Annotated in this window: 19 protein-coding genes; 12 read left to right on the top strand and 7 right to left on the bottom strand. The window is 63.3% G+C overall.

The features are described from left to right. Positions 1-1,950, bottom strand: a complete 1,950-nt coding sequence (locus FJW08_RS05640) for a PrkA family serine protein kinase (protein WP_140754373.1) — start codon at positions 1,948-1,950, stop codon at positions 1-3. Positions 1,951-2,268: 318 nt separating this feature from the next. Between FJW08_RS05640 and FJW08_RS05635 the strand changes: the two genes are divergently transcribed. Further along, positions 2,269-3,822: an acetolactate synthase large subunit gene (locus FJW08_RS05635; RefSeq protein ID WP_140809512.1), complete on the top strand. Its 1,554-nt coding sequence runs from the start codon at positions 2,269-2,271 to the stop codon at positions 3,820-3,822. Between the two features lie 31 nt (positions 3,823-3,853). Here FJW08_RS05635 and FJW08_RS05630 read toward each other — a convergent pair whose 3' ends face one another. After that, the gene (locus FJW08_RS05630) at positions 3,854-4,156 is read right to left on the bottom strand and encodes a BolA family protein (RefSeq protein WP_140809510.1); all 303 of its coding nucleotides are present in this window, start codon (positions 4,154-4,156) and stop codon (positions 3,854-3,856) included. A 176-nt stretch (positions 4,157-4,332) separates the two neighbouring features. On the opposite strand from FJW08_RS05630, the gene FJW08_RS05625 reads away from it, so the two are divergent. From FJW08_RS05625 to FJW08_RS05600, 6 genes are all read left to right on the top strand, one after another. Next, a complete protein-coding gene (locus FJW08_RS05625) occupies positions 4,333-4,962 on the top strand; it encodes a J domain-containing protein (protein ID WP_140754367.1) in 630 nt (209 codons plus the stop codon). Between the two features lie 123 nt (positions 4,963-5,085). Then, entirely contained in the window at positions 5,086-6,072 is a 987-nt protein-coding gene (gene cobS / locus FJW08_RS05620) for a cobaltochelatase subunit CobS (RefSeq protein WP_140809508.1), read from the top strand. Positions 6,073-6,083: 11 nt separating this feature from the next. Then, positions 6,084-7,982: a cobaltochelatase subunit CobT gene (gene cobT, locus FJW08_RS05615; RefSeq protein WP_140809506.1), complete on the top strand. Its 1,899-nt coding sequence runs from the start codon at positions 6,084-6,086 to the stop codon at positions 7,980-7,982. Continuing rightward, positions 7,979-8,998 (top strand): esterase-like activity of phytase family protein, encoded by a 1,020-nt coding sequence (locus tag FJW08_RS05610; RefSeq protein ID WP_140754361.1) that lies wholly within the window; start codon positions 7,979-7,981, stop codon positions 8,996-8,998. The genes cobT and FJW08_RS05610 overlap by 4 nt, the downstream gene beginning before the upstream one ends. Positions 8,999-9,171: 173 nt before the next feature. Next, positions 9,172-9,540 carry a metalloregulator ArsR/SmtB family transcription factor gene (locus FJW08_RS05605; protein WP_140809741.1) on the top strand — a complete coding sequence of 123 codons (369 nt, stop codon included), beginning with the start codon at positions 9,172-9,174 and terminating at the stop codon, positions 9,538-9,540. Further along, a complete protein-coding gene (locus FJW08_RS05600) occupies positions 9,537-10,022 on the top strand; it encodes an SRPBCC family protein (protein WP_140754359.1) in 486 nt (161 codons plus the stop codon). Before FJW08_RS05605 ends, FJW08_RS05600 begins: the two co-directional genes overlap by 4 nt. Before the next feature lie 21 nt (positions 10,023-10,043). On the opposite strand, the gene FJW08_RS05595 is transcribed toward FJW08_RS05600, so the two are convergent. From FJW08_RS05595 to rpmB, 3 genes are all read right to left on the bottom strand, one after another. Further along, positions 10,044-10,718 carry a hypothetical protein gene (locus FJW08_RS05595; protein WP_140809504.1) on the bottom strand — a complete coding sequence of 225 codons (675 nt, stop codon included), beginning with the start codon at positions 10,716-10,718 and terminating at the stop codon, positions 10,044-10,046. A gap of 3 nt (positions 10,719-10,721) precedes the next feature. Then, complete coding sequence (locus FJW08_RS05590; protein ID WP_140809503.1) at positions 10,722-11,405, bottom strand: queuosine precursor transporter; 684 nt, start codon at positions 11,403-11,405, stop codon at positions 10,722-10,724. Positions 11,406-11,568: 163 nt separating this feature from the next. After that, positions 11,569-11,865, bottom strand: coding sequence for a 50S ribosomal protein L28 (rpmB, locus tag FJW08_RS05585; RefSeq protein ID WP_027143515.1), 297 nt, complete (start codon positions 11,863-11,865; stop codon positions 11,569-11,571). Between the two features lie 259 nt (positions 11,866-12,124). Here rpmB and FJW08_RS05580 point away from each other — a divergent pair, with 259 nt between their 5' ends. The 3 genes from FJW08_RS05580 to FJW08_RS05570 are packed head-to-tail and all read left to right on the top strand — an operon-like array spanning position 12,125 to position 14,564. Then, complete coding sequence (locus FJW08_RS05580; protein WP_140809501.1) at positions 12,125-12,913, top strand: DUF3108 domain-containing protein; 789 nt, start codon at positions 12,125-12,127, stop codon at positions 12,911-12,913. Between the two features lie 44 nt (positions 12,914-12,957). Then, a complete protein-coding gene (locus FJW08_RS05575) occupies positions 12,958-13,893 on the top strand; it encodes an EamA family transporter (RefSeq protein ID WP_140809499.1) in 936 nt (311 codons plus the stop codon). After that, the gene (locus FJW08_RS05570; protein WP_140809497.1) at positions 13,890-14,564 is read left to right on the top strand and encodes a lysoplasmalogenase; all 675 of its coding nucleotides are present in this window, start codon (positions 13,890-13,892) and stop codon (positions 14,562-14,564) included. Before FJW08_RS05575 ends, FJW08_RS05570 begins: the two co-directional genes overlap by 4 nt. Here the strand turns inward: FJW08_RS05570 and FJW08_RS05565 are convergent. Further along, a complete protein-coding gene (locus tag FJW08_RS05565; protein ID WP_140809495.1) occupies positions 14,561-14,989 on the bottom strand; it encodes a cupin domain-containing protein in 429 nt (142 codons plus the stop codon). The two genes, FJW08_RS05570 and FJW08_RS05565, sit on opposite strands and share 4 nt — an antisense overlap. Before the next feature lie 22 nt (positions 14,990-15,011). Further along, a complete protein-coding gene (gloB, locus tag FJW08_RS05560; RefSeq protein WP_140809493.1) occupies positions 15,012-15,779 on the bottom strand; it encodes a hydroxyacylglutathione hydrolase in 768 nt (255 codons plus the stop codon). 162 nt (positions 15,780-15,941) lie between these two features. On the opposite strand from gloB, the gene FJW08_RS05555 reads away from it, so the two are divergent. Together FJW08_RS05555 and FJW08_RS05550 are read left to right on the top strand one after the other, a co-directional pair. Continuing rightward, positions 15,942-16,718 (top strand): methyltransferase domain-containing protein, encoded by a 777-nt coding sequence (locus tag FJW08_RS05555; RefSeq protein WP_140809491.1) that lies wholly within the window; start codon positions 15,942-15,944, stop codon positions 16,716-16,718. Between the two features lie 137 nt (positions 16,719-16,855). After that, positions 16,856-18,673, top strand: coding sequence for an ABC transporter ATP-binding protein/permease (locus FJW08_RS05550; protein ID WP_140809489.1), 1,818 nt, complete (start codon positions 16,856-16,858; stop codon positions 18,671-18,673). Positions 18,674-18,768 lie beyond the last annotated feature (95 nt).

Here is an 18,768-nt window from a genome sequence, read left to right as displayed (position 1 = left end):
TCAGCCCGCCTTGTTCACCCGCATGTACCAATCGACCAGCCGGCGCACCTGCCGTTCCGTATAGCCGCGCTCCACCATCCGCTGGACGAATTCGGTGTGCCGCTTTTCGGTGACGCTATCCTGCTTGGAGCCGAAGCTGATCACCGGAAGGAGGTCCTCGACCTGGCCGAACATGCGTTTTTCGATCACCTCGCGCAGCTTCTCGTAGCTCGTCCATGACGGATTGCGGCCGTGGTTGCGCGCCCGGGCCCGCAGCGTGAACTTCACCACCTCGTTGCGAAAATCCTTCGGATTGGCGATGCCTGCCGGCTTTTCGACCTGCGACAATTCGTTATCCAGCACCTCGCGGTTGAGGATCTGACCGGTGTCGGGGTCCTTGTAGTCCTGGTCCTCGATCCAGGCATCGGCATAGGCGATGTAGCGGTCGAACAGGTTCTGGCCATATTCGCTATAGGATTCCAGATAGGCCTTCTGGATTTCGTGGCCGATGAACTCGGCGTAACGGGCGGCCAGTTCCGACTTGATAAACTCGAGATAGGCGGCTTCCATCTCCTTCGGAAACTGCTCCCGCTTGATCGCCTCTTCCAGTATGTACATCAGATGCACAGGATCGGCGGCCACTTCCGCGGTGTCATAGTTGAACGTCTGTGACAGGATCTTGAAGGCAAAGCGCGTGCTGACGCCGGTCATGCCTTCGTCGACGCCGGCGGCGTCGCGATATTCCTGGACTGACTTCGCCCTCGGGTCGATCTCCTTCAAGTTCTCGCCGTCATAGGCGCGCATCTTGGTGTGCAGCGGCGAATTGTCGTGCTCGGCAAGGCGGGTCGAGACGCTGAACCGGCTGAGGATATCCAACACCTCGGGCGCGCAGGGGCTGGCGGCCAATTCACTCTCGCGCAGCAGCTTTTCGTAGATCTGCCTCTCTTCGGTGATACGCAGGCAATACGGCACCTTGACCACGAGGATGCGATCGAGAAACGCCTCATTGTTCTTGTTGTTCTTGAACTGTTGCCACTCGGATTCATTGGAATGGGCAACGATGATGCCCTGATAGGGAAAGGCGCCGAAATTCTCGGTGCCGTTGTAACTGCCTTCCTGGGTCGCCGTCAGCAATGGATGCAGCACCTTTATGGGCGCCTTGAACATCTCGACGAATTCGAGCAGACCCTGCGTCGTCCGGTTCAGTCCGCCGCTGTAGGAATAGGCGTCGGGGTCGGACTGGCTGAAATTTTCCAATTGCCTGATGTCGACCTTGCCAACCAGGGCCGAGACATCCTGATTGTTCTCATCGCCAGGCTCGGTCTTGGCTATGCCGATCTGGCGCAGCCGCGACGGCATCAGTTTGACGACGCTGAATTTGGAGATGTCGCCGGACAATTCGTCGAGGCGCTTGGCCGCCCATGGCGAGATAAGCCCGTTGAGGCGGCGCCGGGCTATCCCGTATTTGTCCTCCAGGAGATCGCCCATGCGATCGGGATGGAACAGGCCAAGCGGCGATTCGAAAACCGGGCTGATCTGGTTGCCGACCTTGAGCGTGTAGATCGGGCGCTCCTCCATCAATTTTTTCAACCGTTCGGCCAAGGAAGATTTGCCGCCGCCGACCGGACCCAAGAGGTAGAGGATCTGCTTGCGTTCCTCGAGGCCCTGAGAGGCATATCGGAAATATCCGGCGATGCGCTCGATCGTATCCTCCATCCCGTAAAACTCGGAGAAGGAGGGATATATCTTGACGGTCCGGTTCGAGAAAATGCGGCCGAGCCGCTCGTCCTTGCTGGTGTCGACCAGGTTAGGCTCGCCGATCGCCTCGACCATTCGTTCCGGCGCCGAGGCATACATCGATTTGTCCTCGCGGCAGGCAAGCAGATATTGCTGGAGGCTTATTTCCTCCTGGGCGGCGTTTGCATAAATTTCCGAAAAGAGGTGGAAGACGTCGGATTGGTTCTCTCGCATGATCGTTGCCTTCAGAGCCATTCTGGCGGGGCCCACGTATCAACTGCGGGATGGCATTATTTGTTCCGTCGGCGCGCGTGCATCTGGCATCAAAATCCTGGCATCGCTCCGGCCCGAATGGCTGCCCTATCCTGATTGAACGCTCGCAGCGTCCGCGGAGACTCTTGCGATCTGGAGATCGACCGCGACCTCGGCAGGGATGGGACGCGCTGACAGCCACCGCGCTGCGTGGCTGGATCATGCCAAAAGCGGCGGCGGGATATTGCCGTGCGGACGTCCGCGGGTGCAACTGCCCTTCGTGAATGGGAGAAATTTTGCATGAATGGCGCCGATGTCCTGTGCGAAGTGCTGCTGGCCAATGATGTGACAGTGTGCTTCGCCAATCCCGGCACATCCGAAATGCATTTCGTCGCCGCGCTCGACCGCAAGCCCGAGATGCGTTGTGTGCTTGGCCTGTTCGAGGGCGTGGTGACGGGTGCGGCCGACGGCTATGCGCGCATGGCCGACCGTCCCGCGGCGACGCTGCTGCATACCGGGCCGGGGTTGGCCAACGGTCTTGCCAACATGCACAACGCCCGACGCGCCAGGAGCCCGATGATCAACATCGTCGGCGACCACGCCTCATACCATCTGCCGCTCGACGCGCCGCTGACCAGCGATATCGAGGGCCTCGCGGCGCCGATGTCCAACTGGGTTCGACGCATCGAAGGGCCCGCCGATGTCCAGCCGGCCACGGAGGCGGCTTTTCGCGCCTCGCTGACACCGCCTGGTGTCACGACGCTGATCCTCCCGGCCGATGCCGCCTGGGGCGAGGCCGACGCGGTTTCGCCCGCCAAGGTGCAACTCGCGCCACCGCCGGCCGTCGACACGGGGGCCGTGCGAACGATCGCCGCGACGATCCGCGCGGCTCCGGGCCGTGTTGGCATGATTGTTCGTGGGCGGGCGGCACGGGCCGATGCTCTCGAGATCGCGGGTCAGATTTCAGCAGCCTGCGATGTCAGGCTGTTCAGTGAGGTCCTGATCGCACGGATGCAGCGCGGGCGTGGGCGTGTCGCGCCGACGCGCATCCCCTATCCGGTCGACGCGGCGACGGCGATGCTCGGGGATCTCGATGTCCTTGTATTGGTCGGCGGAAAGGAGCCGGTCGCCTTCTTCGCCTATCCGGGAAAGCCCGGGCGGCTTGTCCGCGATGATTGCATGGTGCTGATGCTGGCCGCCCACGGGCAGGACCTTCATGGGGCGCTGGAAGCACTTCGTGACGAACTGGGCGTCAAGCCGTCACAGCAGACAGTGGTTGCCAGCGCCTTTCCTGACGAGGCAACGCCGAACGGCCGGCTGACGGAAGACGCAATTGCACTGTCCGTCGCGAGAAAGCTGCCGGCCGACGCGATCGTCTGCGACGAGGCCGTCACCTCGGCGCGGCGTTTCTTCGCGCTGTCGGCCTTTGCCGCACCGCACGACTACATGATGGGCACGGGCGGGTCGATCGGCGGCGGCATCCCGCTGGCGACGGGCGCCGCGATTGCCTGTCCCGGCCGCAAGGTGATCAATCTCGAGGCCGATGGCAGCGGCATGTACACGGTGCAGGGCCTGTGGACGCAGGCGCGGGGACATCTCGACGTGGTGACGATCGTCTTTTCCAACCGCACCTATGCGATCCTGCATGGCGAGATGCGTAATGTCGGCGTGAACGCGATCGGCGAGAATGCCAGGCGCATGCTCGATCTCGACCATCCCGCGCTGGACTGGGTCTCGCTGGCCAAAGGGATGGGCGTGGAGGCGGCGCGTGCGGATACCTGCGAACGTTTCGACGCGCTGCTGGACAATGCTTTGTCGCGGCGCGGGCCGTTCCTGATCGAAGCCGTGATTTGACCGCCGCCGCCAAGCGGCGACGGAAACGGCCTTACCAGCGCGTCTGTTCGCCGGGCGCCGCAGGCTCGATCGCCAGCGCGTGCACGCCCGCCTTCAACTCGTCGGCCAGCAGCTCGTTGACGGCGCGGTGACGGTCGATGCGGCTCATGCCGGCGAAATTCGGCGAGACGATGCGGACACGGAAATGCGTCTCGCCGGTGCCGTCGAACTCGGCGTGGTGGCCGGATTCCACGTGATGATGGCCGGCGTGGAGATGGCTTTCGTTGAGGATGACCAGCCGCTCGGGCGCAAATGCCTTGTTGAGCTTGTCTTCCATGGTCGCCTGTATGGACATCGTCTTCTCCCTTCACCACATATGGTTGGCGCCGCCCGTGAAAACCAAAAATCGGTTTCACAAGGCCGCTGGCGCAACAAAATCAGTCATTCGCCCGCTTTATGCCGCGATTCAGCGGTTAGGGCGATGATCGCGAAAATGTCAATTCTTGTTTCGCATCTGCGAACGCCCCATAAATGGGTGAGATGAAGCCGTATCCCAAATATTTCGAGAAGATTCGCGTCCGCCCCGACAAGGACGCGGAGGTGAAGTCGCACGCGCCGATCTGCCAGTGGGATGGCTGCAAGGAGGCGGGCACGCATCGCGCGCCGGTCGGGCGCATGAAGGAGGGCGAGTATTTCCGCTTCTGCTTCGACCATGTGCGCGAGTACAACAAGGGCTTCAACTACTTCTCCGGCGTGCCGGACACCGAGGTCGCGCGCTTCCAGAAGGAAGCTATGACCGGCCACCGGCCGACCTGGAAGATGGGCGCCAACGGCGCCTCGACGCGATCGTCGCCCGATATGGCGCAGATGCGCTCCGGCCGCGCCGGCTACTACAACCGCATGCGTGACCCGTTCGACCTGTTCAAGGGGCCGAAGGATCCGCGCGAGGCGCGCGAGCGCAAGGCCAAGCCGCTTGAGGCCAAGGCGCTGGAAACGCTTGGCCTTGATACAAAGGCGACTGGCAAGGATATCAAGGCGCGCTATAAGGAACTGGTGAAGCGTCACCATCCGGATGCGAATGGCGGCGACAGAGGTTCGGAAGACCGGTTCCGTGATGTGCTTCAGGCCTATCGCGTGCTCAAACAGGCAGGCCTGTGCTGAGCGACCCTACGGTTTGTGTCGTTTTCCAACTTTCATAAGGTTGGAAAACGCTCTAAGACCGCCCCCGAACAAAATGGATTGCCGGCGAAACGCGACGTTTCGCCCGTGGAGACGTTGAGAGATATGAACAAGGTCGATCGCGACATCGCCAATCTGCCCGACACGACGGTGTTGGTGAAGGAGAAATTCGGCTTCGAGTCCAAGATGGTGGTGCCGGCCTATTCGGTGACATCAGAGCATGTGCCCGACATCGATCCCGACTATCTGTTCGACAAGGCGACGACCCTGGCGATCCTCGCCGGCTTCGCCTACAATCGCCGCGTCATGGTGTCGGGCTATCACGGCACCGGCAAGTCGACGCATATCGAACAGGTGGCCGCCCGCCTCAACTGGCCCTGCGTGCGCGTCAATCTCGACAGCCATGTCAGCCGTATCGACCTCGTCGGCAAGGATGCCATCGTGGTCAAGGACGGCCTGCAGATCACCGAATTCCGCGACGGCATCCTGCCCTGGGCCTACCAGCACAATGTCGCGCTCTGCTTCGACGAGTATGATGCCGGCCGTCCGGACGTGATGTTCGTCATCCAGCGCGTGCTGGAATCGTCGGGCCGGTTGACGCTGCTCGACCAGAGCCGGGTCATTCGCCCGCATCCGGCGTTCCGGCTGTTCTCGACCGCCAACACGGTCGGGCTTGGCGACACGACCGGCCTTTATCACGGCACCCAGCAGATCAACCAGGCGCAGATGGACCGGTGGTCGATCGTCACCACGCTGAACTATCTGCCGCACGACAATGAAGTGAACATCGTGCTCGCCAAGGCCAAGCATTATCGCGACACCAAGGGCAAGGACATCGTCAACAAGATGGTGCGCGTCGCCGACATGACGCGCTCGGCCTTCATCAATGGCGACCTCTCGACGGTGATGAGCCCGCGTACCGTCATCACCTGGGCCGAGAACGCCGAGATCTTCGGCGATATCGGCATGGCGTTCCGGCTGACCTTCCTCAACAAGTGCGACGAGCTGGAGCGTTCGGTGGTCGCCGAGTTCTACCAGCGCGCCTTCGGCCAGGATCTGCCCGAGAGCGCGGCCAACGTGGTGCTGGGCTAAGCAGAGCCTCGATGGCGGGTCCGGGCGACAATACGCGCAACAAGTCGAAGACGGGGTCTGAAGCCGACAGCTTCAAGCGCGCCGTGACCGTCTGCATGCGCGCCATCGCCGGCGACAAGGAGATGGAGGTCGGCTTCGCCAAGGACAGGCCGGCGCTGGCGGGCAGCCGCGCGCGGCTGCCCGAACTGCCCAAGAAGGCATCGAAGGCCGATATCGCGATCACCCGTGGGCTCGGCGATTCCATGGCGTTGAAGCGCGCCTGCCATGATGTTCGCATCCACAGCAAGCTGGCACCGGAAGGCAAGGCTGCCCGCGCCATCTACGATGCGGTCGAGCAGGCCCGCGTCGAGGCGATCGGCAGCCGCGCCATGCAGGGCGTCGCCGACAATATCGGCTCGATGCTGGAGGACAAATACGCCAAGGCCAATCTCGTCGACGTCAAGGACAAGGCCGACGCGCCGATCGAGGAGGCGCTCGCGCTGATGGTGCGCGAGAAGCTGACGGGCCGGCCGGTGCCGAAGAGCGGCGAGCGGCTGGTCGAACTCTGGCGGCCGTGGGTCGAGGAGAAGGCCAAGGCCGACCTCGACGGCCTGTCGGAGAAGCTCGAGGACCAGCAAGCCTTCGCCCGCGTCGTGCGCGAGATGCTCGCCTCCATGGAAATGGCCGAGGAACTCGGCGACGACCAGGAGACCGAAGACTCCGAGGACAATGACGACAACCAGCCGCAAGGCGAGGAACAGAGCGAGGAGGGCGGCGAAGACGATTCCGGCTCCGAGCAGTCGCAGTCCGAGGACGCCGAGGCATCGGCGGACGACGAGCAATCGGCGGAGACCGAAGCCTCCGACGCGACGGCCGACGATCTGTCGGACGAAGATGATGCCGATGCCGAGACCGCCGGCGAGGCGCGCCGCAACGACAATCCCTTCACCAATCTGCCGAAGGAAATCGACTACAAGGTCTACACATCAGCTTTCGACGAGACGGTCGGCGCCGAGGAACTCTGCGAAGAGGAAGAGCTCGACCGGCTGCGCGCCTTCCTCGACAAGCAGCTCGCCAATCTGTCCGGCGTCGTCGGGCGGCTCGCCAACCGGCTGCAGAGGCGGCTGATGGCGCAGCAGAATCGGTCCTGGGATTTCGACCTGGAAGAGGGCTATCTCGATCCGGCGCGGCTGGTGCGCGTGGTGATCGATCCGATGCAGCCGCTGTCGTTCAAGCAGGAGCGCGACACCAAATTCCGCGACACGGTGGTGACGCTGGTGCTCGACAATTCCGGCTCGATGCGCGGACGGCCGATCACGGTCGCCGCCACCTGCGCCGACATCCTGGCGCGCACGCTGGAGCGCTGCGGCGTCTCGGTCGAGATCCTCGGCTTCACCACGCGGGCGTGGAAGGGCGGACAGGCGCGCGAGAAGTGGCTGAAGGACGGCAAGCCGCCGAACCCGGGCCGGCTGAACGATCTGCGCCACATCATCTACAAGTCGGCCGACCACCCGTGGCGGCGGGCGCGGCGCAATCTCGGCCTGATGATGCGCGAAGGCCTGCTCAAGGAAAACATCGATGGCGAGGCGCTGCTGTGGGCGCACAACCGGCTGATCGCCCGGCCCGAACAGCGCAAGATCCTGATGATGATCTCGGACGGCGCGCCTGTCGACGATTCGACGCTGTCGGTCAATCCGGGCAATTATCTCGAACGCCATCTGCGCGCCGTCATCGAACTGATCGAGACGCGTTCGCCGGTCGAGTTGCTGGCCATCGGTATCGGCCATGACGTGACCCGCTATTACAGACGGGCCGTCACCATCGTCGACGCCGAGGAACTGGCCGGCGCCATGACCGAGCAACTGGCTTCGCTGTTTGCCGAGGAAAGCGCGAAGGATACGCGCCGCGGCGGCATGCGGCGCGCCGGATGATCTTTTCGCGAGGCGGGTTTCGGCACGCGCTTTTCGCCGCCATCGCCTTGCTTGCCGGCATGGCTTCGGCGTCAGCCGGCCCGGCTGCAGTTGAGCCTGTCGCAGTCTCGGCCCGCCCGATCACCGAATTCCATATCGACCGTACCGACGAGCAGTTTGGCCAGCTCGAATTCGTGGGCGGGCTGGAAATGACTTCGCCATCACGCGATTTCGGCGCGCTGTCGGCCTTTCGATTTCTGAAAGCCGGCAGCGATTTCATCGGTGTGGCCGATACCGGTTACTGGTTCTTCGGTTCGGTGGCCCGAGACGCCGACAGGCGACCCGTCGGCATCCAGAATTTTCGCATGCAGCAAATGGTGGACCAGAGCGGCCAGCCGATCGACGAAAAATGGGAAGTCGACGCCGAGGGCCTCGCGGTCAAGGACGGCATCGCCACTGTCGGTTTCGAGCGCAACCACCGCGTCGTCCAGTTCAAGATCGACCCGGACAACATGAAAGCGCCGTTCAGGCAGCTGGATTTCCTGGTGCCGGCGCGGGAACTGCGGCAGAACCGCGGCTTCGAGACAGTCACCCATTCAAATGCCAACGGCCAGCATCGAGGCGGCTTGGTCGTGGTCTCGGAGAAGAGCCTCGACAAATCAGGCAACATCTACGCCGCCATCATCGACGGGCCGCGTAAGGGCGTCTTCACCGTCAGGCGCAACGACGATTTCGACATTACCGATGGCGCCTTTCTGCCCGATGGCGATCTTTTGCTGCTGGAGCGCAGTTTCACCATGGCGGGCGGCCTCAGGATGCGGCTGCGGCGCATCCATGGTGAAAGCGTCGAGAAGGGCGCCGTTGCCGACGGGCCGGTGCTGTTGCAAGCCGACATGGGCTACCAGATCGACAATATGGAAGGCCTCGACGTCTGGACCCGCGATGACGGCGCGCTGATGGTGTCGCTGATCTCCGACGACAACCACTCGATCCTGCAGCGAAATCTCTACCTGGAATTCATCCTGCACCAGGATTGAGTGGCAGCTTCCTGCGCGATGTGCATTGGCAATCTTGTCCATTGCGTTGGCCATTCCCCAGCGTTGTCCCTGACAAGCCACTGAATCGGACCGGGTTTCGGCCATGACAGCGTTTGCGGAAACACTTTAGTCTCGACTTGACAAATGAAGGTGCGTGGGCAATACTCAAGTCCATGCTTAACCATTCAGAGATCGACAGCATCCTTCGCGCTCTTGTCGAGCCCACCCGCCGGCAGATCCTGGAACGGCTGGGCAGCGGACCGGCCACCGTCAGCCAGCTGGCGGAGCCGTTCGGCATGACCTTCGCCGCCGTGCTGCAGCATCTCCAGGCGTTGGAGGCCTGCGGTCTGATCCGCAGCGAAAAGATCGGGCGGGTGCGCACCTGCCGGATCGAACCGGGCGGGCTCGCCCCGCTCGCCGACTGGATTGCCGAACGCCGCACCCCGGCGGAACGCCATCTCGACCGTCTTGGCCAGATTCTGGCCGAGACAGACCAATCCCCCAAGATAAGTCAGGATCAGGAAAAGGACGAACAGCAATGAACCAGATCGCCCCCGTCAAGGACGAGCATTCCGTCATCCACTCCACCTTCACCATCGAGCGGACCTACCCGCAATCGCCGTCACGTGTCTTCCATGCCTTCGCCGACAAGGCGACGGTGCGGCGCTGGCGCGTGGAAGGCGATGGTTTTGCCGTTGCCGAATTCAGCTTCGACTTTCGCGTCGGCGGCGGCGAGGTGTCTCGCTTCAGCTATGGCGGCGGCCCGGAGGTCAGGCTCGACGCGCAATTCCAGGACATCGTCGCCGACCAACGCATCGTGTTTTCCTACAGGATGGCGATCGGGCCGCAGCCCATGTCGGCATCGCTCACCACCGTGGAACTGACGCCGTCGGGCGATGGCACGAGGCTGACCTACACCGAGCAAGGCGCCTTCTTCGACGGTATCGATTCCGCCAAGGGACGGGAGGAGGGGACTCGTGGGCTGCTGGAGGCCCTTGCCGCCGAACTTCAGCGATCAAACTAGCCGCGGCCGCCGTGGCCAAGATCATGAGGCTTTGGTGGCTATCCAGATGACATGGCGCGCGCCGCGCTTGCCGTAGGCGCGCGTGTTGACTTCCTCGACCGCGAAGCCTGCCTGTTTCAGCCGCCGCGTGAAGCCGGCATCGGGCCCCTGCGACCACACCGCCAGCACACCCCCCGGCTTGAGGGCGGTACGCGCGGCGGAGAGGCCAGCCGCGCTGTAGAGGGCGTCATTGCCCTTGTGGACAATGCCTTCGGGGCCATTGTCGACGTCGAGCAGGATCGCGTCCCAGGCTCCGGCCTCGGACCGTATCAACTGGCCGACATCGGTTTCGCGGATGGTGACGCGGGAATCATCGAGCGAGCCGGCGAAAATCTCGGCCATCGGGCCCCGCGCCCAGGCGACGACGGCCGGCACCAGTTCCGCGACAATGATTTCGGCATTGTTGCCCAGTTCGGCGAGAGCAGCGCGCAGCGTAAAACCCATGCCAAGCCCGCCGATCATGATTCTCGGCTGAAGATGGCCCGCAATCCTTTGACAGGACAGTTTCGCCAGCGCTTCCTCGGAGCCGCTCAGCCGGCTGTTCATCAGCTCGTTGGTGCCGAGCATGATCGAGAATTCGGAACCGCGCCGTTTCAGCCGCAATTCCTGCCGGCCGTCGGGCGTTTTCGCGGAGTCCAGCTGGATCCAGGGAATCACGGTTTAGACCGCGGCAACGGCCGGCTGGCTCCAGCGCGCGGCGAGCAGCCGGTAGGGGATCAGTGCCACGACAGCGATGATCAGTTTCACGCTGAGGTCGCCAAGCGCCCAGGACACCCAGCGCATGGCATAGACATGAAACACGCCCATCAATGGGGCGCTTTCGAGCGCGAAACTATCGCTTGGACCGACAAAGGCAAAAGCGGCAGAGAAGGCTACGCCGAAGAACACGACGGTGTCGAACACCGATCCGACCAGCGTGCCGACGATCGGTGCCCGCCACCAGCTCTGCCGGCGCAGCCGGTTGAACACGGTGACGTCAAGCAGCTGTGCGGTGAGGAAGGCAGCGCCCGAAGCCGCCGCGATGCGCACCAGCCGGTCGGCTGATGTCTCGAATTCGATGAAGCCATGGCGAAACAGGAAGGGCGGAACGAGGATGGAGCAGACCACCGCCGTCATGAAGCCGACAAAGACAATCCGGCGCGCCACCGCAGGTCCGTAGCGGCGGTTGGCGAGGTCCGTGACCAGGAAGGAAAAGGGATAGGTGAAGGCGCCCCAGGTCAAAACGTCGGCAAGCGACAGGCCGCCGATCTGGCCCTGCATGGGGAACTGCACGAGGATGTTCGAAGCCACGACGACAAGCGCCATGGCGGCCACAAAGGGCAAATATCGTGAGAAGGAAGACATTTTTTTATCCTGGGTAATGGAACCAGCGGAGAGTTTTGCCGAAACCGGATCACGCTCGCTTTGTTCGAGCATCGAATCCATGGCCGCTTCGCGATCTCGATCCGATGCTCAGTGGGCCAACAAGAGGTTGGCCAGGGCGGTTGTCCCCCGCCCGAAAGACGAATTAAGCCGCAGCCTGTTCGGCGGTCTTCTTGGCGATCTGCTTCTTCAAGAGACGCGCGCGCTGCGACAGCTCCTTGACGTCGGCCTTGGCCAGGAAGGCATCGAGGCCGCCGCGATGTTCGACCGAACGCAGCGCGTTGGCAGAAATGCGCAGGCGCACATTCTGGTTCAGCGCTTCCGAAATCAGCGTCACATTGACGAGGTTCGGCAGGAAGCGACGCTTGGTCTTGTTGTTGGCGTGGCTCACATTGTTGCCGGTCTGTACTGCCTTGGCAGTGAGTTCGCAGGTGCGGGACATGGTTCTAACCTTCAGTTCTCTCGTGACCTGCCAAACCTTTGTGCCCACGCCGGGTGGCGCGCGGTTCTGGTCAGGCGGCCTTATGGAAAAAGTTGGCGTTCCATAGTTGCATTTCACCGGGGCGTCAAGCTCCGGCTTCCCTAAGGAAGCGCCCGGCATTTCATATTAAGGCCGGATTTCCTCCTATAAGCGGTCTCATAGGGACATGCCAGACCGGAGTCGCCCGCCTCCGGCCGAAAATCAAGGATCCGATCCCGCCATGCCTCGTTCGTCTCACGCGCTGGTTGCCGCGCTTGCCATCGCCTTGCCGTCCGCCGCGTCCGCTGCTTCGCCGCAGTCGTTCAAGGGCGAATACACGGTGTCGTTCCTTGGCCTCTCGATCGCGAGATCGACTTTCTCCAGCAACTATCAGAACGGGGTTTATGCGATCAATGGCACCGTCTCAGCAGCGGGTCTGGCCAAGCTGTTCGACGATACGCGTGGCACGATCTCGTCCAAGGGTACGATCTCCGGGCAGAAGATGGTGCCGCAGGCGTTTCGTGCCGATTACACTTCCGGCAAGAAAGCGTCCGCGATCGACATCCGCTTTACCAATGGCAACGTGACCTCGACGCAGGTCATCCCCGCTCCGGGCAAGCGCGATCCCAAGGCCTGGGTGCCGGTCGGCGCCGGCGACCTGGCATCGGTGCTCGATCCGATGGCCGCGACCGTCATCCATGCCGATAGCCTCGACCAAGTCTGCGGCCGCAAGGTCAAGTTCTACGATGGCGAGATGCGCGCGGACCTGACACTGACCTATGCCTCGAAAGGAACGATCTCGGTGCCGGGCTACAAGGGCGACACCGTTACCTGCCAGATGGGTTTCGAACCGGTGGCTGGCTATCGCAAGGGCCGCAAGGCGCTCAACTATCTCAAGAACAAAAGCCGCATGATGGTGACGTTTGCACCGCTTGGCCAAACCGGCGTATATGCGCCGATCCACGCAACGGTTGGAACGCAGATCGGCACCTTGACCATCAGCGCCGGGCGTTTCGAAGCGGTACAATAAGGCACGCCACCGGGGACAGAGTGGGGCGCGCCACTGGGGGCGGAATGGCGCGCGCGACACTGATCGGCTTTTCGGCGGTCGCCATGTGGGCGTTGCTGGCGTTGCTGACGGATGCGTCCGGCAAGGTGCCGCCATTCCTGTTGTCGGCGATCACTTTCTCGATCGGCACGGGCGTAGGGCTTGTCGCACGACTGTTCATGCCGGTCACCGACAGGAGCCAGAAGATCCCGCCGCAGGTCTGGGTAGTCGGCATTGCCGGCCTGTTCGGATACCACTTCTTCTACTTTACCGCGCTGCGCAGCGCGCCGGCGGTGGAGGCGAGCCTGATCGCTTATCTCTGGCCGCTGCTGATCGTGCTGGGCTCGGCGCTGATGCCGGGCGAAAAACTGGCGTGGAACCATGTCGTCGGCGCCCTGCTCGGCCTTGCCGGCACCGTGCTGATCGTCACCAAGGGCGGCGGCCTGGCCTTCGACGCCCGCTATACCTTCGGCTACGCCATGGCCGCCGTCTGCGCCCTGCTATGGTCGTCCTATTCGCTGCTGTCGCGACGTTTCCCGTCGGTGCCGACCAGCATCGTCACCTGGTTCTGCGCGGCAACCGCCGTGCTGTCGCTCGCCTGCCACCTGGCACTCGAGGAAACAGTGCTGCCTGACGGCGCCGGCCAGTGGCTGGCCGTGCTCGGGCTCGGCCTGATGCCGGTGGGCGCGGCCTTCTACGCCTGGGATATCGGCGTCAAGCGCGGCAACATCCAGGTGCTGGGTGCTGCAAGCTACGCGGCACCGCTTTTGTCGACACTGGTGATGATCTCGGCCGGCGTCGCCGAGCCTTCGTTGCGCATTCTAGCCGCCTGCGTGCTCATCACTGGCGGCGCGGCGCTGGCGGCAAAGTCGCTGTTCCTGCGCAAGCCGGCGGCATCCGAAAGCGGAGCCAGGGCATCCGAAGGCGGAGCCCGGGCATCCGAAGGCGGAGCCCGGGCATGACGATGCCCTTTGCCGGCGGCATCGACGCCAACGCCAATGCAACGCTGATCTTTTCGCTGGTGGCGGCGGTGATCTATGCCTTCACGCTTGGCATGCCGCCGACGCTGGCCCGCTCGGCGGCAAAGACACTCGCCGTGGCCATGCTTGCCGTGCTGGCCGCAAAGCAGGGCGGCCCGCCGTTGCTGGTCGCCGCCCTTGGATTGAGCGCGGTTGGTGACGCCTTCCTGTCGCGCGACGGGGAAAAGGCATTTCTCGGCGGGCTGGCGAGCTTTCTCGTCGCCCACACCGTCTATGTCGCGCTGTTCCTGCGCAGCGGCGGCGGATTGGAGTTGCTTGCCGCCGAATCCTGGCGCGGCGCGATTGCACTGGCCATGGCGGCGTTCGCGATTGTCATGCTGGCGGCGCTCTGGCGTCGTGTCGGTCCCGGCCTGCGTATTCCGATTGCCGTCTATGTCCTTGCGATCCTGGCGATGGGCATGTCGGCGCTGACGATAGACAGTACCTGGGTGATCGGCGGTGCCGTGCTGTTCATGGCATCGGACGGGCTGCTCGCCACGGAGAAATTTTTAGTGCCGGCCATCTCGCCGCATCGCGCCTGGATGCGCCTAGCCGTCTGGGTGCTGTACTACGCCGCCCAATTGGCAATTACCCTGGGTTTCCTGCTGGGTTAAAGCGGCTTCGGCCGCCAGCCCGGCTCCGCGAGTTCGAAGGCGGCGAAATCGAAACCCGGCGCGACCGTGCAGCCGACCAGCGTCCACTCGCCCAGGCTGCGCGCCGATTGCCACCAGCCGGCCGGCACGACGATTTGCGGCCGTTCGCCCGCCGCGAGGTCGATGCCGAGAACCTGCTCGATGATGGCGCTGCCTTCTTCCCACATCGACAGCGCAAGCGGGGCACCCGCATGGAAATGCCAGACCTCGGCGGCATCTCTGACCCGATGCCAGGCGGAAAGCTGGTGCTGTTCCAGCAGGAAATAGATGGCGGTCGAATGGTCGCGCGCACCGCCGGCTTCGTCGCGAAAGGTTTCCGCGTACCAGCCGCCTTCCGGGTGCGGCTTCAGTGCGAGCGTTGCTATGATCTCTGCGGAACTGGTCATCGGCAGAAAGCTCGCATGTTGCTCAGAAATTGTCCTTGCGCTTGCGAATCTCGGCGAAGACCTCGGCGTCTCCAGCCTTTTCCATGCCCAGATGCTTGCGGATTGCCGGATCGTGCCAGCGCAGGAAGGGGTTGGTCGACAGTTCCTGGCCGACCGTCGTCGGCAGCGTCGGCTTGTTGTCGAGCCGCAGCGCCTCGATCCGCGCGGCGCGCTCCTTCAATGCCGAGTTGGTGGGGTCGACGCTCAGCGCGAAACGGGCATTGGCGAGCGTGTATTCGTGGCCGCAATAGACTGTCGTCTCGGCGGGAAGGGCCACGAGCTTCTTCAGCGATTCGTACATCACCGGCGGCTTGCATTCGAACAGCCGCCCACAGCCCAGCGCGAACAGCGTATCCGCGGTGAATGCCACTTTCGATGCCGGCAGATGGTAGGAGACATGGCCGGCGGTATGTCCGGGCGTGGCGATCACCTCGATGCGCTCATCGCCGAGATGAAGGACGGAACCTTCTTCGACGGTTTCGTCGATGCCGGGAATCTTGGCCTTTTCCGCCTCCGGCCCGACGATGCGCAGCTTGAAGCGCTCCTTGAGCGCCAGATTGGCCTCGACATGGTCGACATGATGATGCGTGGTCAGGATCATCGTCGGCGTCCAGCCGGTGCGCTTGATCGCGGCCAGGATCGGCGCTTCCTCGGGCGCGTCGATGATCGCGGTCTGGCCGCTTTTGGGATCATGCACCAGCACGCCGAAATTGTCGGTGCGGCACATGAACTGTTCGATTTCGACCGGCATCGCATCTCTCCATTTACCGCCGGAGACATAGGGCGCCGCTGCGTGAATGTCATCCCGGATGACAAAGCCAATGTCATCCTGGGATGTCAAATTGAGATCCGCCGTGCCGGCCGCTTTGGGCCTTTTATTGAATCCGGCCGATATCACGGCTACATCCCTGACATGCATTCCGACATCGTCGACCTTCGCTCCTTCTATTCGACAACGCTCGGCCGGTTCGCCGAGCGCTCGATCACCATGGCGCTGTCGTCGATATGGGCCGCTGTGCCCAATGAGCGGCTGGTCGGCCTCGGCTACACCTTGCCCTGGCTGGAGCGCTTCGGCTCCGATGCCGAGCGGGTCTTCGCCTTCATGCCGGCGACCCAGGGCGCCGTGGTCTGGCCGGCGACGGGGCCGACGGCAACGGCACTGGTCTTCGACGAGGAACTGCCGCTGGTCGATTCCTGCATCGACCGCATGCTGCTCGTCCATTCGCTCGAACATGTCGAGAACCCGCGCGAGACGCTGAACGAAATCTGGCGGGTACTGTCGCCGGCGGGGCGCGTCGTCATCGTCGTGCCCAACCGGCGCGGTGTCTGGGCGCGCTTCGAACATACGCCGTTCGGCAACGGGCGGCCTTTCTCACGCGGGCAGCTCACCGAACTGCTGCGCGAGGCGAATTTCACGCCCGCCGCGTGGTCCGATGCCCTGTTTTTCCCGCCATCGCGGCGGCGCTTCATGATGCGCTTCCACAATGTGCTGGAGCGCGCCGGCCGGCGGCTTTGGCCGATCTTCTCCGGCGTCATCGTCGTCGAGGCGCAGAAGCGGCTTTACCAAGGCGTGCCGGTGGCCCAGCGCGCGTCTCGCCGCGTCTTCGTGCCGGTGCTGTCGCCGCATGGCGCGACACGGCTCGGCCGCCGCGCCGAAGCATCGTCGGTTCGGCAAGTGACACCTTCGTGATCGCGATGGAAACTTGCATCGCGCGGCATCTTTCCGACCTATCTGTCGTGCTGGACTGGCTGAGTGGTTGACAGGCTGCCGTCGTCGGCTCTCTTCACCCGGTTTGAGCTTCGCACCTGAACGCAAGGACCTCGGCTATGGCTGATCAACTGGACAATCAGGCCACCGTTCAGCCGGTCGCCGTGGTCAGCAGCCTGCGCGATCAGGTGGCGACGATCAAGCGGGCGCTGATAGAATCGCCGGTTCGCAAATGGTTGCTATGGACGTCGGTCGGCATGATGGCCGTCATCGTCGCGACGTCGATCGGCCAGGTTCTGCTCAATCGCTGGAACCAACCCTTTTACGACGCGCTCGCGCGCCGCGACATGGCTGCCTTCCTGCATCAGCTTCTTGTCTTTGCCATGATCGCCGGCGGGCTGCTGGTGCTCAACATCGGCCAAACCTGGCTCAACCAGATGATCCGGCTGAAGTTGCGCGAGGCGCTGACGCTGGATTTGATCGACCAGTGGATGCGGCCGGCGCGTGCTTTCCGGCTGGCCAATGCCGGCGCCATCGGCGTCAATCCCGACCAGCGCATGCAGCAGGATGCGGCGCACCTGTCGGACCTGTCGACCGATCTTGGTGTCGGCCTGCTGCAGTCCCTCATACTGCTCGTGTCTTTCGTCGGCGTGTTGTGGGAGCTGTCTGCGGGCTTCGTTTTCCACGTTGGTGGCTGGTCGCTGGCGATACCGGGCTACATGGTCTGGGCGGCGTTCCTCTATGCCGGCACCGCCTCCTGGCTGAGCTGGCTGGTCGGGCGGCCGCTCATCCGTCTCAACAGCGACCGCTATACGCGCGAAGCGGAGCTGCGGTCCTCGATGGTGCGCGTCAACGAGAATGTCGATGCCATCGCGCTGTACCGCGGCGAGAATGATGCCAAGCGACGGCTCGAACTCGACCTCGGCACGGTGCTGGGCGCCATGCGACGCATCTACACCGCCCAGATCAACCTGTCCTGGGTAACCGACACCTATGGCTGGATCACCGTAGTGGCGCCGATCCTGGTCGCCTCGCCGGTCTATTTCTCGGGCGATATCAGCTTTGGCGGACTGATGATGGCGGTCGGCGCCTTCAACCAGGTGCATTCGTCGTTGCGCTGGTTCATCAACAACATCGGCAGCATCGCCGACTGGCGCGCCACGCTGATGCGCGTCGCCGACTTCCGCATCGCGCTCAATGAAACCGATGTGCTGCACGACAAGGAGAAGCGTATCTCCTTCGATGAAAACGCCAATGGCAGCCTGACGTTCGAGAAACTCCAGGTGGCCTCGCCAGAGGGCTGCACGAAGCTCTCCGACCAGCATGTCGAAATCCGTGCCGGGGAGCGCGTGATGATCACCGGTGAGCCGGGCGCCGGCAAGACGCTGTTCTTCCGCGCCATTGCCGGCCTGTGGCCATGGGGAAGCGGGAAGATCGGCATGCCGGCGGGAGAGGCCCCCATCTTCGTGCCTCGTGTCCCTTATTTCCCGGCCGGCACGCTGCGCGAGGTCCTTGACCATCCTTATGGCGTTGCTCCGGCAAGCGATGCCGATATCTCGGCGGTGCTTGCCGAAGTCGGCCTCGGGCGGCTGTCATCCTCGCTCGACCGGTCGGCCCGCTGGGGCCGTGAGTTGGGCGATGACGAACAGCGATCGCTCGCCTTCGCCAGGCTTGCTTTGCGGAAGCCGAAATGGGTGATCATCGATGAAGCGATGGATGCATTCGACGGCCCGTCGCTGAGGCGTGTGCTGTCGCTGCTGGATAAGCATCTGAAGGACGCCGCGATCATCAATATCGGACGCGGCCTGCACAACAATCAGTTCTTTCCGCGGTCCCTGACGATCGTGAAGGATACCGGCGCACCCGCGCTGAAACCCGCTCCCGTCAGGGCAGGTGCCATCGAACCGCCGCCAGTCGCCGTACAGCGCAAGGCATAGAACAGCCGGCAATCGGACCGACCGGGCGCGCCTGCGACAAGCTTTATTTCGCCGTGATCGCGAGCGAATGTCGCGATCGAAACATCGCTTGTGCT

It is taken from the genome of Mesorhizobium sp. B3-2-1 (genome assembly GCF_006439515.1).
GTDB lineage: Bacteria > Pseudomonadota > Alphaproteobacteria > Rhizobiales > Rhizobiaceae > Mesorhizobium.
This window is presented reverse-complemented; position numbering and strand designations above follow the sequence as displayed.

Coding starts and splice junctions, on each gene's coding strand:
- FJW08_RS05640 (WP_140754373.1), bottom strand. CDS start 1,950: ATGCGAGAGAACCAATCCGACGTCTTCCACCTCTTTTCGGAAATTTAT.
- FJW08_RS05635 (WP_140809512.1), top strand. CDS start 2,269: ATGAATGGCGCCGATGTCCTGTGCGAAGTGCTGCTGGCCAATGATGTG.
- FJW08_RS05630 (WP_140809510.1), bottom strand. CDS start 4,156: ATGTCCATACAGGCGACCATGGAAGACAAGCTCAACAAGGCATTTGCG.
- FJW08_RS05625 (WP_140754367.1), top strand. CDS start 4,333: ATGGGTGAGATGAAGCCGTATCCCAAATATTTCGAGAAGATTCGCGTC.
- cobS (WP_140809508.1), top strand. CDS start 5,086: ATGAACAAGGTCGATCGCGACATCGCCAATCTGCCCGACACGACGGTG.
- cobT (WP_140809506.1), top strand. CDS start 6,084: ATGGCGGGTCCGGGCGACAATACGCGCAACAAGTCGAAGACGGGGTCT.
- FJW08_RS05610 (WP_140754361.1), top strand. CDS start 7,979: ATGATCTTTTCGCGAGGCGGGTTTCGGCACGCGCTTTTCGCCGCCATC.
- FJW08_RS05605 (WP_140809741.1), top strand. CDS start 9,172: ATGCTTAACCATTCAGAGATCGACAGCATCCTTCGCGCTCTTGTCGAG.
- FJW08_RS05600 (WP_140754359.1), top strand. CDS start 9,537: ATGAACCAGATCGCCCCCGTCAAGGACGAGCATTCCGTCATCCACTCC.
- FJW08_RS05590 (WP_140809503.1), bottom strand. CDS start 11,405: ATGTCTTCCTTCTCACGATATTTGCCCTTTGTGGCCGCCATGGCGCTT.
- rpmB (WP_027143515.1), bottom strand. CDS start 11,865: ATGTCCCGCACCTGCGAACTCACTGCCAAGGCAGTACAGACCGGCAAC.
- FJW08_RS05580 (WP_140809501.1), top strand. CDS start 12,125: ATGCCTCGTTCGTCTCACGCGCTGGTTGCCGCGCTTGCCATCGCCTTG.
- FJW08_RS05575 (WP_140809499.1), top strand. CDS start 12,958: ATGGCGCGCGCGACACTGATCGGCTTTTCGGCGGTCGCCATGTGGGCG.
- FJW08_RS05570 (WP_140809497.1), top strand. CDS start 13,890: ATGACGATGCCCTTTGCCGGCGGCATCGACGCCAACGCCAATGCAACG.
- FJW08_RS05565 (WP_140809495.1), bottom strand. CDS start 14,989: ATGACCAGTTCCGCAGAGATCATAGCAACGCTCGCACTGAAGCCGCAC.
- gloB (WP_140809493.1), bottom strand. CDS start 15,779: ATGCCGGTCGAAATCGAACAGTTCATGTGCCGCACCGACAATTTCGGC.
- FJW08_RS05555 (WP_140809491.1), top strand. CDS start 15,942: ATGCATTCCGACATCGTCGACCTTCGCTCCTTCTATTCGACAACGCTC.
- FJW08_RS05550 (WP_140809489.1), top strand. CDS start 16,856: ATGGCTGATCAACTGGACAATCAGGCCACCGTTCAGCCGGTCGCCGTG.